The sequence below is a fragment of the Variovorax sp. IB41 genome (genome assembly GCF_016405905.1).
Lineage (GTDB): Bacteria > Pseudomonadota > Gammaproteobacteria > Burkholderiales > Burkholderiaceae_C > Variovorax.
Genome location: NZ_JAEFCB010000007.1, coordinates 1 through 14,840 on the forward strand (window position 1 = coordinate 1; position 14,840 = coordinate 14,840).

The 14,840-nt window shown below is 69.8% G+C and carries 16 protein-coding genes; 6 read left to right on the forward strand and 10 right to left on the reverse strand.

All coding sequences use genetic code 11. The features are described from left to right. A partial coding sequence (locus JC881_RS32855) for a hypothetical protein (protein ID WP_443083348.1) occupies positions 1-1,138 on the reverse strand: 1,138 nt, incomplete at its 3' end. 3 nt (positions 1,139-1,141) lie between these two features. On the opposite strand from JC881_RS32855, the gene JC881_RS32860 reads away from it, so the two are divergent. The 3 genes from JC881_RS32860 to JC881_RS14655 all read left to right on the forward strand — a co-directional run bounded on the left by JC881_RS32860 (position 1,142) and on the right by JC881_RS14655 (position 3,183). Next, complete coding sequence (locus tag JC881_RS32860) at positions 1,142-1,378, forward strand: hypothetical protein (RefSeq protein ID WP_443083349.1); 237 nt, start codon at positions 1,142-1,144, stop codon at positions 1,376-1,378. Positions 1,379-1,560: 182 nt separating this feature from the next. After that, a complete protein-coding gene (locus JC881_RS14650; RefSeq protein WP_198786444.1) occupies positions 1,561-2,490 on the forward strand; it encodes a LysR family transcriptional regulator in 930 nt (309 codons plus the stop codon). Positions 2,491-2,712: 222 nt separating this feature from the next. After that, positions 2,713-3,183 (forward strand): DoxX family protein, encoded by a 471-nt coding sequence (locus JC881_RS14655; protein WP_198786445.1) that lies wholly within the window; start codon positions 2,713-2,715, stop codon positions 3,181-3,183. A gap of 9 nt (positions 3,184-3,192) precedes the next feature. Here the strand turns inward: JC881_RS14655 and JC881_RS14660 are convergent, their stop codons facing one another. After that, positions 3,193-3,915 carry a Crp/Fnr family transcriptional regulator gene (locus JC881_RS14660; RefSeq protein ID WP_233101802.1) on the reverse strand — a complete coding sequence of 241 codons (723 nt, stop codon included), beginning with the start codon at positions 3,913-3,915 and terminating at the stop codon, positions 3,193-3,195. Between the two features lie 62 nt (positions 3,916-3,977). Here JC881_RS14660 and JC881_RS14665 point away from each other — a divergent pair, with 62 nt between their 5' ends. Continuing rightward, positions 3,978-5,648 carry an adenylate/guanylate cyclase domain-containing protein gene (locus JC881_RS14665; protein ID WP_198786447.1) on the forward strand — a complete coding sequence of 557 codons (1,671 nt, stop codon included), beginning with the start codon at positions 3,978-3,980 and terminating at the stop codon, positions 5,646-5,648. A 114-nt stretch (positions 5,649-5,762) separates the two neighbouring features. Further along, on the forward strand, positions 5,763-6,158 hold the full coding sequence (locus JC881_RS14670) for a helicase SNF2 (protein WP_198786448.1): 396 nt from the start codon (positions 5,763-5,765) through the stop codon (positions 6,156-6,158). 63 nt (positions 6,159-6,221) lie between these two features. Here the strand turns inward: JC881_RS14670 and JC881_RS14675 are convergent, their stop codons facing one another. The 6 genes from JC881_RS14675 to JC881_RS14700 form a co-directional block, all read right to left on the reverse strand. Then, a complete protein-coding gene (locus JC881_RS14675) occupies positions 6,222-7,283 on the reverse strand; it encodes a maleylacetate reductase (protein WP_198786449.1) in 1,062 nt (353 codons plus the stop codon). Between the two features lie 105 nt (positions 7,284-7,388). After that, on the reverse strand, positions 7,389-7,793 hold the full coding sequence (locus JC881_RS14680; protein ID WP_198786450.1) for a DoxX family protein: 405 nt from the start codon (positions 7,791-7,793) through the stop codon (positions 7,389-7,391). Next, positions 7,790-9,181: an MFS transporter gene (locus tag JC881_RS14685; protein WP_332875242.1), complete on the reverse strand. Its 1,392-nt coding sequence runs from the start codon at positions 9,179-9,181 to the stop codon at positions 7,790-7,792. Before JC881_RS14685 ends, JC881_RS14680 begins: the two co-directional genes overlap by 4 nt. Continuing rightward, positions 9,178-10,389, reverse strand: coding sequence for a 3-hydroxybenzoate 6-monooxygenase (locus JC881_RS14690; RefSeq protein WP_198786452.1), 1,212 nt, complete (start codon positions 10,387-10,389; stop codon positions 9,178-9,180). The genes JC881_RS14685 and JC881_RS14690 overlap by 4 nt, the downstream gene beginning before the upstream one ends. A 1-nt stretch (position 10,390) precedes the next feature. Continuing rightward, positions 10,391-11,362 (reverse strand): amidohydrolase family protein, encoded by a 972-nt coding sequence (locus JC881_RS14695; protein WP_198786453.1) that lies wholly within the window; start codon positions 11,360-11,362, stop codon positions 10,391-10,393. A gap of 17 nt (positions 11,363-11,379) precedes the next feature. Then, entirely contained in the window at positions 11,380-12,369 is a 990-nt protein-coding gene (locus JC881_RS14700; protein ID WP_198786454.1) for a Bug family tripartite tricarboxylate transporter substrate binding protein, read from the reverse strand. Positions 12,370-12,444: 75 nt separating this feature from the next. On the opposite strand from JC881_RS14700, the gene JC881_RS14705 reads away from it, so the two are divergent. Further along, on the forward strand, positions 12,445-12,894 hold the full coding sequence (locus tag JC881_RS14705; RefSeq protein ID WP_198786455.1) for a MarR family winged helix-turn-helix transcriptional regulator: 450 nt from the start codon (positions 12,445-12,447) through the stop codon (positions 12,892-12,894). A gap of 35 nt (positions 12,895-12,929) precedes the next feature. Here the strand turns inward: JC881_RS14705 and rtcA are convergent, their stop codons facing one another. After that, positions 12,930-13,967 carry an RNA 3'-terminal phosphate cyclase gene (gene rtcA / locus JC881_RS14710; protein WP_198786456.1) on the reverse strand — a complete coding sequence of 346 codons (1,038 nt, stop codon included), beginning with the start codon at positions 13,965-13,967 and terminating at the stop codon, positions 12,930-12,932. Then, positions 13,964-14,812 carry a nucleotidyltransferase domain-containing protein gene (locus tag JC881_RS14715; RefSeq protein ID WP_198786457.1) on the reverse strand — a complete coding sequence of 283 codons (849 nt, stop codon included), beginning with the start codon at positions 14,810-14,812 and terminating at the stop codon, positions 13,964-13,966. The genes rtcA and JC881_RS14715 overlap by 4 nt, the downstream gene beginning before the upstream one ends. Positions 14,813-14,840: the final 28 nt, after the last annotated feature.

The following is a 14,840-nucleotide window of genomic DNA, read 5'->3' on the forward strand; positions in this document are numbered from 1 at the left end:
CGGTTTGCTCGGCGGCGAAGGTGGTCTCCTCGGCGGCGTGCTCGGCGACGATGGCCTGCTGGGCGGTTTGCTCGGCGGCGAAGGTGGTCTCCTCGGCGGCGTGCTCGGCGATGACGGCCTGCTGGGCGGCTTGCTCGGCGGCGACGGTGGCCTCCTCGGCGGCGTGCTCGGCGATGACGGCCTGGTTGGTGGCCTGCTCGGCGAAGAAGGGCTCGTCGGCGGATTGCTCGGCGGCGACGGCGCACTCGCCGGCCTGCTCGGCAGCGAAGGCCTCTCCGGTGGACTCCTGGGCGAAGGCGGCCTCGTGGACGGCCTGCTCGGACCCGACGGCGTGGTGGGCAACCTGCTGAGCGACGGGCCGCTGGCCGGTCTGCTGGGCGGCGAAGGCGGCCTGCTCGGAGGCCTGCTGGGTGATGACGGACTCCTGGGTGGCGTCCTCGGCGGCGACGGTGGTCTCCTTGGCGGGCTGCTGGGCGGTGACGGTGGTCTCCTCGGTGGCGTGCTCGGTGACGACGGCCTGTTGGGCGGCGTGCTTGGCGGTGACGGTGGTCTTCTCGGCGGTGTGCTGGGTGAGAACGGCATCGTCGGCGGCCTGTTGGGCGGCGACGGTGGTCTCCTCGGCGGCGTGCTCGGCGAGAACGGCATCGTCGGCGGCCTGTTGGGCGGCGACGGTGGTCTCCTCGGCGGTGTGCTCGGCGAAGACGGCATCGTCGGCGGCCTGCTCGGCGGCGACGGCGGGCTCCTCGGCGGCGTGCTCGGTGAGAACGGCATCGTCGGCGGCCTGCTCGGCGGCGACGGCGGCCTCCTCGGTGGCGTGCTCGGTGAGAGCGGCATCGTCGGCGGCCTGCTCGGCGGCGATGGCGGTTTGCTCGGTGGCGTGCTCGGCGAGAACGGCATCGTCGGCGGCTTGCTCGGCGGCGACGGCGGGCTCCTCGGTGGCGTGCTCGGCGATGACGGCATCGTCGGCGGCCTGCTCGGCGGCGACGGTGGCCTCCTCGGCAGCGTGCTCGGCCAGGACGGCATCGTCGGCAACCTGCTGGGCGGCGTGCTGGGCGGCAGCGGCCCGGCCGCGAACATCCTGGAGCCGGTCTCGTCGGTCACCGATGCGATCGGGCCAATCGCGGCCAGCGTGGTGCACGCGGTGTCCGACATCACGGCGCCCGTGACCGACATCCTGGCCGGCGCGGGCGCGGGCGCGGGTTCGGGCGCGGGCTCGGGCTCGCCGCTCGCTGCCGTGCCCGACGTGGTGGTGGGCCTCGGACATGTGGTCGCCCCGCTGGTGACCGACGTCGTGACCCCGATCACCAGCCTGCTCGATCATGGCACCGGCGGCGCGGTGTCTCCGGTGACGAACATCCTGCACGGCCTGCTGGGCTGATCCGGACGCGGGCAACGCGAAGCGAAGAGGGACCGGCAACGGTCCCTCTTTTTTTTTGCGCGCGCTTGGCCATCGCGGCGCATCGGACCGGCTCCTAGAATCACCCGCTCGATGAAGCGGGGGGCCATGCGCGATCCCCCGGAATCGGCCGCCACAAGACAAGCCCCGGAGACATCCCCGCCATGGACCGCTGGACCGAAATCGCCCTGCTTGTGCAGATCGCCGATGCCGGCAGCCTGAGCCGCGCGGCCGAGGCGCTGGGCCTGTCGAACGCCGCCGCGAGCCGGCACCTGAGCGGGCTCGAGGCCCGGCTCGGCGCGCGGCTGGTGGAGCGCAACACGCGGCGCCTGTACCTCACCGACACCGGCCGCGAATTCTGCGCGCGCGCCAAGACCATCCTGGCCGACCTGGCCGATGCCGAATCGACGGTGAACGCCACCGCGCTGAACCCGACCGGCGTGCTGCGCATCACGGCCTCGCTCTCGTTCTCGATCCACCACATCGCGCCGCTCCTGCGCGAATACACGCAGCGCTACCCGGGCGTGACGGTGCATGTGGAGGCGGCCAACCGCTACTTCGACCTGATCGACAACAACATCGACGTGGCGATCCGCACGCGCGAGTACGAGCCCGATTCGAACGTCACGATCCGCCGGCTGGGCGAGACGCGGCGCGTCCTCGCGGCGTCGCCGCGCTACTTCGCGCAGCACGGTTTTCCGAAGACGCTGGACGACCTGAAGCACCACAAGCTGCTGATCTACACCCACGCCAACAATCCCAACGAGTTGCGCTTCACGCGCAAGGGCGAGACGCACGCGGTGTCGGTCACCGGCCTGCTCGAATCGAACGACGGCCAGGTGCTGCGCGCCGCGGCGCTCGACGGCATGGGCATCCTGGTGCAGCCGACCTACATCGTCTACGACGACATCGTGGCCGGCCGCCTCGTGCCCACGCTGGACGACTGGGACCTGCCGCACCTGGCGATCAACCTGGCCTACCCGAGCCGCAAGCACCTGTCGGCGAAGGTGCGCAGCTTCATCGATTTCATGGCGGCGCATTTCGCCAGAATGGACTACGAAAGAAAGTGGACCAGCCACTTCGGCGCCCACTGACGGGTCGTTGCGCTCGAAAACCAACAGTCCGTTCACGCTGAGCCTGTCGAAGCGCCGCGCAAGGCTTCGACAAGCTCAGCCCGAACGGTTGATACGGTTGGGGCCTTTCACTCAAAGATGTGCGTAAACGCACATCCCGCTTTCCGGCAGATCCGCACACTGGAACCGCAACCGCCGCACTCCGTGGCGGACCCTTTCTTTTTCAAGTTCCAAGGATCTGCCATGAACACCGTAGCCGCCAACACCTCGCGTGCGCCGATCGCCTCGTCGTCGCTTGCCTCCCCCTCCCCCGCCGCGCTGGACGATGCCGGCAAGCTGCTGCTGCGCGTGACGATCGGCGTGCTCGTGTTGCTGCACGGCATCTTCAAGCTCTCGGCGGGCGTGGGCTTCATCGGCGGCATGCTGGCCAAGGCGGGCCTGCCGGGCGGGCTCGCCTACCTCGTGTACGTCGGCGAGATCGTGGCGCCGCTGCTCCTGATCGCCGGCTTCTGGACCCGCGCCGCCGCCGGCGTGATCGTCATCAACATGATCGTGGCGCTGGGCCTCGTGCACATGGCCGACCTGTTCGCGCTGACCAAGCAGGGCGGCTGGGCGCTGGAACTGCAGGGCCTGTACCTGTTCGGCGCGCTGACAGTGGTGCTGCTGGGCGCGGGGCGCCTGAGCGTCGGCGGCACGAACGGCCGCTGGAACTGACCTGCCGGTTCAGCCGGCGTCGCCGCGAACCTGCGAAACCATCGTTTCCAGCCGGGCGGCGTCGGCCACCAGCAGCGCCTTGCCATCCTTGCGCAGCACCCCGCTGCGCACCAGCACGTTGAGCTCGCGCGTGACCTGCTCGCGGTTCGTGCTGATCTGGCTGGCCAGCGCCGCGTGCTTGGGGGCCGGCTCCAGCCGCGCCTCGTTGCCCTCGACGCCGGCGGCGCGCGCGAGGCGCAGCAGCTCGGCATGCAGCCGGTTCTGCACGCCCAGGGTGCTCAGGTCGATCACGCGTTCGGAGAGCTGGCGCACCAGCGAGGCCAGCCGCTGCATCACGCGCTCGGCCACCATCGGCTCGTCGCGCAGCAAGGCCATGAAGGCGGATCGGTCGAGGCTCGCGACCACGCTGGGCTCCAGCGTCACCACGTCGGCGGAGCGCGGGCCGCCGTCGATGGCGGCGATGTCGCCGAAGTACTGGCCGGCCTCGGCATCGCGGAAAGTGACCTGCCGGCCATTGGCCGAATAGGTCGTCACCCGCACCCGGCCCGAGACCAGCAGGAACACCTCGCCCTGTTGCTCGGCGCGCAACAGGAGCGGCTTGCCGGCCTCCACGCTGTGCCAGAGGCACTGTTGCGCGAGCTCGTCGAAGCGCTGGTCGGAGAGGCCTTCTAGCAGCGCGATCTGGCGCAGCGCGAGGCTGGAGCGGGGGGTGGGTGGTTCGGGTGTGGCCATGCCGGTCGATCGAGGCGTATGAGGCGCGCGCATTATGCTCGGGTGCCGCTTCGAACCCGTTCATGGACAGACGTTCCCCGCCACCCCCTCCCTCCCATTTTTCGCTGAGACCGCCGACCCGGCGCAATCTCCGCTGGGCGAGCGGGCTGGTGCTGATGGGCTACGTGACGGTGCACCTGCTGAACCATTCGCTGGGCATCTATTCCTTCACCCTCGCCGAGAGCGTGCTGCGCGTGGCGCAGAAGTTCTGGCACAGCCTGCCGGGCACGGTGCTGCTGTACGGCGCGGCGCTCACGCACCTGGCGCTCGCCGTCATCGCGCTGTGGGAGCGGCGCACCCTGCGCATGCCGCCGCTGGAGGCCCTGCGCGTGCTGCTGGGCTTTGCGCTGCCGCTGCTCATCGCCACCCACCTGACGGCCATACGCGGCGCCTACGAGGCCTACGGCATCGACGGCTCCTACGTGCGCGTGGTCTGGGGCCTGTGGAGCTGGCAGGGCGCGGCCGCGCAGTTCGGCCTGATGCTCGCGGCCTGGAGCCACGGCTGCCTCGGCCTGCACTTCGCGCTGCGGGCGCAGCCGCTGTACCGGCGCTTCTCTTACCTGTTGCTGGCCATTGCGGTGGTGCTGCCGCTCACGGCGGCGATGGGTTTCATCTCCATCGGGCGCGAGTTCCAGTGGACCGGCGTTCCGACCGTGCCGGTGCCGACGCCCGCGCAAGGGCAGGCGCTGAACGAGGCCGAGCAGAGCCTCAAGTGGCTCTACGTGCTGGCGCTGCTCGCGCTGCTCTCGGCGCGCTGGGGGCGCAACTGGTTCGCGCGCCTTTCGCGCGAGCCGTCCATCGCGCTGCGCTACCCCGACCGCACGGTGCAGGTGCCGCGCGGCTGGAGCGTGCTGGAGGCGAGCCGCTCGCACGGCATCGCGCATGTGTCGATCTGCGGCGGCCGCGCACGCTGCTCGACCTGCCGCGTGCGTGTGGCCGGCGCGCCCGAACACATCGGCGAGCCGGGCCGCGACGAGCAGCGCACGCTCGAGCGCGTGCGCGCGCCGGCCGACGTGCGGCTGGCCTGCCAGCTGCGCCCGCGCGGCGACATCGAGGTCACGCCGCTCTTCGCGCCGCTGCCCAACGAGGGCCGGCCCGCGCCGGTCGGCAGCTTCGGGCGCGAGCGCGACGTGGCGATTTTGTTCGTCGACCTCAGGCGCTGGTCGGGCCTCTCGGAGCGGCAGTGGCCCTTCGATCTGGCCTATGTGCTCGACCGCTACTTCGCCACCGTCGGCGCAGCCGTGCGCGAGAGCGGCGGCGTGCCCAACCAGTTCATCGGCGACAGCGTGATGGCGATCTTCGGGCTCGAGTGCGACCTGCCCACCGCATGCCGGCAGGCACTGCATGCGACCACGCTCATCGCCCAGCGCATGGACGCATGGAGCGAAGGTTTCGAGGCGCAGTTCGGGCAGCGCCTGGCGTTCGGCATGGGCCTGCATGCGGGGCGCGCGGCGGTCGGCGAAGTGGGCTATCTGGAGACCACCACCTTCACCGCCATCGGCGAAGTGGTGAATACCGCGAGCCGTTTGCAGGACCATTCGAAGACGGCTGCGTCGCGCCTCGTCGTCTCGCTGTTCGCGGCACAACAGGCCGGTGTTGCGGAGGCGATGGGCGCGCCTGAGGCGCTCGCCGTGCGCGGCCGCTCCGAGCCGCTCGAAGTGCTGTATCCGCAGCCTGAAATCCGTCCCACGTAGTTGACGAAAGCGGTGCGCAAACGCACAGCGCGAACCACGATGCGGTTTCACACTGCATCCCGTGGCAACGACGAATGTCCGCCGACCACACCGACATCCGAAGGGACTTTCATCATGAACACCAAGCAACGCCTCGCCCTCTCATTCGCTGCATTTGCCGCATTCGCCCTGCTGGGCGCAGCCGGCGCCGCACACGCCGAAACCTACGAAGGCGTGCAATCGATCGCCTCGCAGGCCAGCCGCGCCGACGTGCGCACCGAAGCCGTGGCGGCCGCGCGCAACGCCAACCCTTATGCCGACGGCGCCAATGCCGGTCCGGCCCCGGTGATCGCCTCGTCGGCCAGCCGCGCCGCGGCCCGCGCCGAAGCCGTTGCCGCCGCGCACAGCGACAACCCGTACGCCGAAGGCGCCTCGTCGGGCGTGGTGTCGGCAACGGCCGGCACGGTCGACCGTGCCACTGTGCGCGCCGCAGCCCGCGCGGCCGCCCGCGGCGACGCACTGCCGCTGTAAGCGGTTCGCGGCGCCCGTCACGCTTCGGCGGGCGCCTGCAGACCGGCTACGGGCCGCGGCAATTCAGGGCCGCACGCCTTCCCACGCGTTCTGCAGCAGGGCACGAATCGCATCGCGCTCCAGCGGGCGCGGATTGGGGTACTGGTTCTGCAGCGCATGCGCGCAGGCGACATCGAGGTCCGATTCCTTCATGCCGATGTCGCGCAGCGCGACCGGCGCGCCGTTGTCTCGCGCGAGGTCGAACACCGCTTGCGCCGCGTTGCTTGCGCCAAGCGCCTTCGCGATGCGCGCCATCGCTCCAGACGCGGCCGCGGCGTTGTACGCCAGCGCATGCGGCAGCACGATGGTGTGCGTCTCCGCATGCGGCAGGTTGAAGCTGCCGCCCAGCGTGTGGCACAGCTTGTGGTGCAGCGCCATGCCGACGTTGCCCAGCACGGTGCCGCAGAGCCACGCGCCGTAGAGCGCATCGCTGCGCGCGCCCGCATCCTCTGCCGATGCGCGGATCGCGGGCAGCGCGCGGCCCAGCGCGGCGATGCCCTCCTGCGCCATCAGGTCCATGATCGGATTCGCGTCGGTCGCGTAGAGGCCTTCGGCCGCATGCGCGATGGCGTTGATGCCGCTCGTCACGCTCATGCCCACGGGCAGACTCATCGACAGCTCGGGGTCGTAGATCACGGTGCGCGGCAGCACCTTGAAGTCCTTGCCGGTCTTCTTCATGCCGGCCTCGGTGATGCCGTAGATCGGCGTCATCTCGGAGCCCGCGTAGGTGGTCGGAATCGCGAGGATCGGCAGGCCCGAGTCCAGCGCGATGGCTTTGCCCAGACCCGTGGTCGAGCCGCCGCCGATGGCCACCGCGCAGTCCGCGCCCAGGCGCTGCGCCACGTCTCTCGCTTCACGCGCTGTCTCGATGGGCACGTGCATCACGGCCCGGTCGAACACGCCGGCCGCGTGCGCGCCGAGCATGTCGGCCACGCGCTCGGCCTGCGCGCGCTGCTCGGGCGTGCAGAGCACCAGCGCGCGGCGCGCGCCGAGCGCATCGATCTCGCGCGCCAGGTGCTGCAGCGAGCCCGCACCGAAGACCACCCGCTGGGGTGCGCTGTTGTAGACGAAGGATTGGACAGGCATCGCTCGATCTTTCGGAAAAAGGTGCGGGCGAGTGTCCACCCGCCCCGCGGGCGGTTCAACCATGCGGGCGGAAAGGAGTTTTCCACCCGGGCCGCGCGGTCACGCTCAGGTGGCCGCGCGCTTCCGTTCGCCACCGGTGGCATTCACGATCAGCAGCAGGAAGCCGCCCGCCATCGCCACGTTCTTGAGGAAGTTGTTCAGCTGCCCCGCGAACTGCGCCGCATCGGCGGACCAGAACGCATGCGCGGTGAAGGCCGTGGCCAGCGTGAACAGCGCCAGCGCGCTCGCCACCCATTTGAGGCGCCAGCCGGCGATCAGCAGCAGGCCGCCGCCGATCTCCAGTGCGATGGTCAGCGGCAGCACCACGTCGCCCAGCGGAATGCCCAGCTTGGCGAAGTAGCCGAGCGTCGCGCCGTAGGTCATGAGCTTGCGCACGCCCGCGACCAGGAAGATCGCGGCCATCAGCACGCGGGCGGCCAGGGTCCAGCCGGAAGAGTTATTCGTCGTCATGTCGTTTCTCCTGGGCGCGCGGTGGCGCCCGTGAATGTCAATCGCCCCATGCAGAGCACCATCGCGCAGGACAGCAGCGCCGGCACGGCCGCCGCGATGAAGAGCGCGCTGTTCGTCCAGTGCAGCCCGATGAGCCAGCCCGCCAGCACCGGTCCCACGATGGAGCCCGCGCGACCGATGCCCAGGCTCCAGCCCATGCCGGTGGCGCGCACCGTCGTCGGGTACACGCTCGATGCCAGCGCGATGAGCGCAGGCTGCGCGCCCACCACGCAGAAGCCGCTCACCGTCACCACCGCGAGCAGCAGTGCGAACGGCAGCGCCGGCTGGCCGATCACGCCGATGGTCAGCACCGCGATCGCGAAGACAGGCACCAGCACGCGGTAGAAGCCGATGCGGTCGATCAGCGGCCCCATCGCCACCGTGCCCACAACGCCGCCCACCTGCAGCAGCGTGCCGACCAGCACCGCCGTGCCGCCGCTGTAGCCCGCCTCGGTCGCGATGGTGGGCAGCCAGTTCGCGAGAAAGAACAGGTTCAGCAGGTTCATGAAATTGATGCCCCACAGGAGCAGCGTGGCCGGGCCGCGCCCCGCGCGGAACAGCTCGGCGACCGGGGCGCCATCCTGCTTCGCCTCATGCACCACGTAGCGGGTGCCGGGGCCGATGCGCACTTCGGGCGCGATGCGCTGCAGCCAGCCGTGCACGCGGTCGAGCTTGCGCCCGCGCAGCACCAGGAACTGCATCGACTCGGGCATGTAGCGCCACATCAGCGCGGCGATGACCAGCGGCACCACGCCGCCGAACACGAACACCGCCTGCCAGCCGCCGAGCGGAATGAGCACCGCCGAGATCAGCCCGCCCAGCACCGCACCGCCCGTGAAGCCGCACGACACCCACATCATCAGCGTGACGCGGCGGCGGTGCGGGCTGTATTCGCTCGCGAGCGCGCTCGCATTGGCCATGATGCCGCCCAGGCCTATGCCGGTGATGAAGCGCATCGCGAGCAACTGGTTCAGCGTGTGCGTGAAGGCCGTGGCGAGCATGCACAGCGCGAAGAACACGGTGGCGCCCAGCAGCACGGGGCGCCGTCCGATGCGGTCGGCGCAGATGCTCAGCACCAGCGAGCCGACCAGCATGCCGAAGAGCCCCGCGCCGAACACCGGGCCGAGCGCGGCCTTGTCGATGCCCCAGGCATGCACGATGGCCGGCGCGACAAAGCCCATGGCCTGCACGTCGAAGCCGTCCATCACCACGGCGCAGCCGACCAGCAGCAGGATCCATTTCTGGAAGCTGCTGACGGGGTGGCTGTCGATCAGCGCGGGGATGTCGATGGCGGCCGTCGTGCTGCCGCCGCCCGCGCTCGCTTCGAGCGAATCGGGGAATGCCTTCACGTCGTCGCCTCGTCGAGGCAGGTGGCGGCCGTCCAGCCGTAGAGCCATTCCAGCGCGTCGTAGAAGCGCTCCTGCGGCCGGCCCTTCCACATGCTGTTGCGCACCAGGCGCTCGACGTCTTTGGCGTGGTAGATGCGGCCCATCTCGCGCGCCGACAGCACCACGCGCGCGGTGCGTGCGACGCGCGAGCGCTCGTACAGCGCGAGCGCGCGGGGCCAGTCGCCGCCTTCGCGGCGCAGCGCGAGGCCCAGCGTCACCGCGTCCTCGCAGGCCGTGCAGGCGCCCTGCGCGAGGTACTGCACCATCGGGTGCGCGGCATCGCCCAGGAGCGTCGCGCGGCCGAAGGTCCATTGCTCGATGGGGTTGCGGTCGGCCGTCGAATAGCGCTTCCACGCCTTCGGGATGCGCAGCAGCTGCTGCACCTGTTCGCAGGTCGGGCGGAAGTAGCGCTGCACCTCGGCCGGGTCGCCGTCCATCGAGCCCCACTCCTCGGGCTGGTCGCTGTGGAAGGTAACGGCGATGTTGAACTTGTCGCCGCCCTTGAGCGGGTAGTGCACCAGGTGGCAGTTGGGGCCGACCCAGATGCACGGCGCGGTGAAGCGCAGCGCCTCGGGAAAGTCGGCCGTGTCGACCACCGCGCGGAACACCACGTGGCCCGACACGCGGATGCCGTCGCCCACGTACTGCTGGCGCACCGCCGAGCGCACGCCGTCGCAGCCGATCACGGCCTGGCCTTCGTGGCGGCCGCCCTGCGCGTCGATGAGTGTCACGCCGCGCTCGTCCTGCTCGATGTGCACGACCTTGGTCGAGGTGAGGAACTCGATGCCGTCGGTGGTCGCCTTCACGCCTTCGTGCAGCGCGCCGTGGATGTCGGCGCGGTGGATCACCGCATAGGGATTGCCGAAGCGCGCGCGAAACTGGTCCGAGAGCGAAATGCTCGCCACGCGCTTCGCATCGATGGCATCGAACATCACCATCTCTTCGGTGTAGACCGCCTTGGCGCGCAGGTGCTCGCCCACGCCCAGCGCATCGCAGGCCGCGAAGGCGTTGGGGCTCAGCTGGATGCCCGCGCCAATCTCGCCGATCTGGCTCGCCTGCTCGATCACCTTCACGCGATAGCCCTCACGCACCAGGGCGAGCGCGGCCGCGAGGCCCCCGATGCCCCCGCCGGCCACGAGCACGGGGCGGGTATCTTTCACTGCGCTCATGTCACTTCAAGCCGAAGAGCTTGCGGGCGTTGTCGCGGCCGATCTTCTGGCGATCGTTCTCGCTGATCTCGCAGGTGTCGAACCAGCGGGCGGCGTCTTCGTGCTTCTCGAAGGGATAGTCGACCGAATACATGATGCGGTCCGAGCCCACCTCGAGCATCGTCGAGAGCAGCGTGGGCGTGCGGAAGTTGCCGCTGGTGGTGATGTGCACGTTGCTGCGCAGGTACTCGCCGATCTCCTTGTCGCAGGGCATGCCGCGGCGGCCTTTGCGAAGGATGTGGTCGACGCGCCAGATGTTGAACGGAATGCCTTCACCGAAATGGCCGAGGATCATCTGCAGCGCCGGGTGGCGGTCGAACATGCCGCTGGACATGAGGCGCAGCGCGTGGATCGCCGTCTCCATCGCAAAGGCCCAGGTCGGCCCGGTGAGCCAGTGCGCGCCGTCGTAGATCGGCTCGCGGGCCGGCAGCGGATCGCGCGGGTGCATGTAGAACGGCTTCTTGAGTGCGGCTGCGGCGGTCCAGAAATCGTTGAAGCGCGCGTCGTCGTAGTAGACGACCGTGTTCTCGTCGCCGACCTGCGAGAAGCCGTTGACCAGGAAGCCGTGAAAGCCCAGCTCGTTCACGCAGCGCGCCAGTTCGCGCGCTGCGGCTTCGGGGTCCTGCATCGGCAACGCGGCGAATCCGCCGAAGCGCGTCGGGTGACGCTTGATTTGCTCGGCCAGCACGTCGTTGGCGCGCCGCGCGACTTCGATGGCGCGCTTCGCATCGGGAATGCCCTGCACCGCGGGCGAATTGAGCGAGAGGATCGAGAGCTCCGTGCCCCATTCGTCCATCTTCTCCAGGCGTTGTTGCTCGAAGTCCAGCAGGTTGCTCTTCAGGCCCTGCCACACCTCGGGGCGGGCGTAGACCTGCGAGTCGGCGATCGTGAGGTCGATCGCGAAGTGCTCTTCGAGCGCGATCTTGTTCTTCATGGGGGTCATTGAGGTGGTCACTCCGGTTTGATGTTGAGCTTGTCCAGCACGTCCTGCCAGGTCTTGCGGTCGTCGGCGATGTAGCGCGCCAGTTGTTCAGGGGTGCCGGGGCGCGGGTAGGTGCCCAGCTCGCGCGACTTGGCGACCACGTCGGGCAGCAGCAGCGCCTCGTTCATGTCCTTGTTGAGCTTCGCGAGCACCAGCGGATCGACGCCCTTCTTCGCGATCACCGCGAACCAGCCGTGCGCCACCGCGCCGGGCACCGTCTTGCTCGCGAGCGGGAACGATTCGAGGCCCGCCTCCACGCGGTCGCCCATGCTGGCCAGCACGCGCATGCGCCCGCCCTGCACGTTGCCCGCGACCACGTTGTAGGTCTCCACCATCATCTGCGTCTGGCCGCCCAACGTGGCCTGCATGGCCTGCGCGCCGCCGGGGTAGTGCACCTCGAGGAACTGCGCGCCCGACTGCAGGCCGAGCAGTGCGGAGGCCAGGTGCGGCGCGGTGCCGCGGCCGTTGTCGGCCACCTCGATGCTCTGCGGCTTGGCGCGCGCGGCGGCGATGAAATCGGCCAGCGTCTTGTACGGAGAGTTCGCCGGCACCGCCAGCATGAAGGGCGCCACGGCCGCGAGCGTGACCGGCACGAAGTCGCGGTTGAAGTCGTAGGCCACGCCCTTGATCGTGCTCGGCGCGACCGAAATGGCCGAGCCCTGCACGAAGCCGAAGGTGTAGCCGTCGCTCTGCGCCGCGAGGATCGCGTTCATGCCGATCACGCCGCTGCCGCCCGGCTTGTTGTCCACGATCACGCCCTGGCCCCACTTCTCGCCGAGCTTGGCGCCCACGTGGCGGATCAGCACGTCGGGCGCCGAGCCCGCGGGGAACGGCACCACGAAGCGCACCGCCTGCGCCGGCCACTTGGCGGCAGCGCTCTGCGCATGCGCCAGAGGCGCCGCCGACAGAAGGGAAAGCATCACCGCGATGGCGCCTCGGCGCGCGGGGTTCAGGTTCATGATCGTCTCCGTTTTTTGCTTGATTATTCAAGTAATTGCGGCGGACTATATACTTGAATAATCAAGCACGTCTAGATGAAAACCCTATCCCCCGATCACGACCTCGAGAAGGCCATTCCGTTCCTGCTGGCGCGCGCTGGTGCCCGCATGGGCAATGCGTTCGCGAAGGCGCTGAAACCCTATGGGCTCAGCCTGAGCGAATGGCGCGTGTGCGCGTCGCTGCAGCACACGCCGCGGCAAACCTTGTCGGAGCTGGCGACGCACGCCTCCACCGACCTGTCGGCGCTCTCGCGCATCGTCGACCGGTTGGTGGCCCATGAACTGGTGGCGCGCGAGAAGTGCGACACCGACAAGCGCGCGGTGCGCATCGCGCTGACCGAACGCGGCCTGGCGCTGACCTGCGAGCTGATTCCGCTCGCGCAACACTACGAAGCGGTGGCCACCTCGGACTTCAGCGCGGCCGAGGTGAAGACGCTGCGCGCGATGCTGCTGCGCCTGTACGCCAACGCGACGCCGCTCGCCTGAGCGAGCAGCGTCTTCTTGCCGTCAGGCCGGCGAGATCACGCCGGCGAGACCTGCACCGTCGAGGCCGCGCGGCTCTCGGCGATCGCGAAGCGCACCGGCAGGAAGCGCTCGATCACCGCGCAGTTGGTGCGCGTGTGCTCGGTCACCTCGCTGCAGGTGAACGCGGCGGGCTTGCGGCTCTGCCACGCAGCGAGCGCCAGCAGCAGCGCGAGCTGGTCGGCCAGATGCGGGCCGACCGCCGCCTCGCTCTTCTGGAACGCGCGCAGTTCCTTCACGAGACCATGCGCCACCTGCTCGGCGCTCAGCGTCTTTTCGCCGAACGCGGTGAACACCTCGGTGACGTGCTCATAGGCCAGCGTGGCGAGCAGCGCATTGCCGGGGCCTTCGTTCTGACGCGCAGAACCGAAGCGCAGTTGCTCGCCGGACCAGCCCATCGCCGCGCCCAGCGTCTCGAGCTCGCGCGTGGAGACATGGCGCGGCAGGCCAGGGGCCAGGCACTCCGCATGGCCCGACTGCTGCGCACCGCGCGCCATCAGGTCGAAGGGCTGCAGCGCCCCCACAGCGGGCACGATGGTCGCCTCCACCTCGCCGCCGCCCGCGGGATAGAAGCCACAACGGCGCAGCGTGAGCTGCAGGTCGGCGCCGAGGCGGCGCACCAGCGGCGCGAACGCGCGCTCCAGGAAATGGAACGGCGGCGCCATCGGGTTGTGCGTGCCGCCGCTCAGGTGCAGCCGGCTGGGCGCACCGGCCAGCAGCAGCGGCGGCAGCACGGTCTGCAGCACCAGCATGCAGCTGCCCGCGCTGGCGATCGCGAAGCGGTAATCGCCCGCGCGCACCGGGCCGGGCACGAAGCGCAGCGCCTGCGAGCCGAGCTCGGCGCCATCGACCTGTGCGCCGCTGATCTCGGCCGCGGCCTTCACGCACGCGAGGTGCTGGCGCATCAGGCCGGGCTTGGCGCGGCCCGCGCGGATCTTCTCGATGGCCAGGGGCCGGCCCGTCACCACCGACAGCGCGAGGCTGGTGCGCAGGATCTGGCCGCCGCCCTCGCCCTGGGAGCCGTCGAGTTCGATCATGCGCGGCCTCCTTCGTGCGCGGCCGCATCGAAGCGCTGCACCGTCTCGCAAAGAAACGCATCGAGCCCCGCCTCTTCAGATTGCGGCAGCGGCGTGATCGGCTCCGCGGCGTTGGCCGCAAGCTCGCTTTCGATGAACGCGTGGATGCCGGGCCAGCGCGGGCTGGTCGCGGCTTCGCCCGCGCGCATCTTCACTTCGAGCAGCGCGTCGATCTCTTTGATGAGCGCAGCGTCGCGCACCGCGTCGAGCGTGTGCTGCGCGAGATCCGCGAAGCGCATCGGCGGCACGCCGGGCTGCGTGCGGATCCAGCGCGCCGCCAGCAGCGGGCGCAGCACGTAGAGGTACTTCTTGTAGCGCACCTCGTCGGCCTGCAGGTGCTCGCGGAAGTTCTTCCTGGCCATCGAGCTGTAGTGGTGCCAGGCACGCGCGTTGGAAAACACCGCCTCCGAGAGCGCGCGAAAACGCGGCATCGCCACCGCGTCGTCGCGGTACACGATGGGCGAGCGCAGCCACTCGAGCAGCGTCGGGTTCGACTCGCGCATGAGGCCCAGCGCCTTGCGCAGGTCCCAGCCGTTGATGTCCAGGTCGCCGCTGATCGGCACCTCGATCACATCGCGGCGCGGCGTCACCGTGAGGTACCACGGCAGGCGGTTCACATAGATGAAGCGCACGTCGTAGTCGCTGTCGGGCGACGCGAAGCCCCAGCCGCGGCTGCCCGATTCGCAGGCGAAGAGCACGGTGACGTGGTGGCTCGCTTCGATGGCGCGCAGGTTGGCCATGATCTCCGCGCGCACGGCGGGGTCGATGGGGTGGGCGGAGCGGAGGAATTCTTTTTCGGTGCTCATGGAAATGCCGGTTTTTCTCTTGCTGCCT

Bases quoted from the DNA above. Each gene is read 5' to 3' on its own strand.
- JC881_RS14650 (WP_198786444.1), top strand. From the start codon at position 1,561: ATGGACCGCTGGACCGAAATCGCCCTGCTTGTGCAGATCGCCGATGCC.
- JC881_RS14655 (WP_198786445.1), top strand. From the start codon at position 2,713: ATGAACACCGTAGCCGCCAACACCTCGCGTGCGCCGATCGCCTCGTCG.
- JC881_RS14660 (WP_233101802.1), bottom strand. From the start codon at position 3,915: ATGGCCACACCCGAACCACCCACCCCCCGCTCCAGCCTCGCGCTGCGC.
- JC881_RS14665 (WP_198786447.1), top strand. From the start codon at position 3,978: ATGGACAGACGTTCCCCGCCACCCCCTCCCTCCCATTTTTCGCTGAGA.
- JC881_RS14670 (WP_198786448.1), top strand. From the start codon at position 5,763: ATGAACACCAAGCAACGCCTCGCCCTCTCATTCGCTGCATTTGCCGCA.
- JC881_RS14675 (WP_198786449.1), bottom strand. From the start codon at position 7,283: ATGCCTGTCCAATCCTTCGTCTACAACAGCGCACCCCAGCGGGTGGTC.
- JC881_RS14680 (WP_198786450.1), bottom strand. From the start codon at position 7,793: ATGACGACGAATAACTCTTCCGGCTGGACCCTGGCCGCCCGCGTGCTG.
- JC881_RS14690 (WP_198786452.1), bottom strand. From the start codon at position 10,389: ATGAGCGCAGTGAAAGATACCCGCCCCGTGCTCGTGGCCGGCGGGGGC.
- JC881_RS14695 (WP_198786453.1), bottom strand. From the start codon at position 11,362: ATGAAGAACAAGATCGCGCTCGAAGAGCACTTCGCGATCGACCTCACG.
- JC881_RS14700 (WP_198786454.1), bottom strand. From the start codon at position 12,369: ATGAACCTGAACCCCGCGCGCCGAGGCGCCATCGCGGTGATGCTTTCC.
- JC881_RS14705 (WP_198786455.1), top strand. From the start codon at position 12,445: ATGAAAACCCTATCCCCCGATCACGACCTCGAGAAGGCCATTCCGTTC.
- rtcA (WP_198786456.1), bottom strand. From the start codon at position 13,967: ATGATCGAACTCGACGGCTCCCAGGGCGAGGGCGGCGGCCAGATCCTG.
- JC881_RS14715 (WP_198786457.1), bottom strand. From the start codon at position 14,812: ATGAGCACCGAAAAAGAATTCCTCCGCTCCGCCCACCCCATCGACCCC.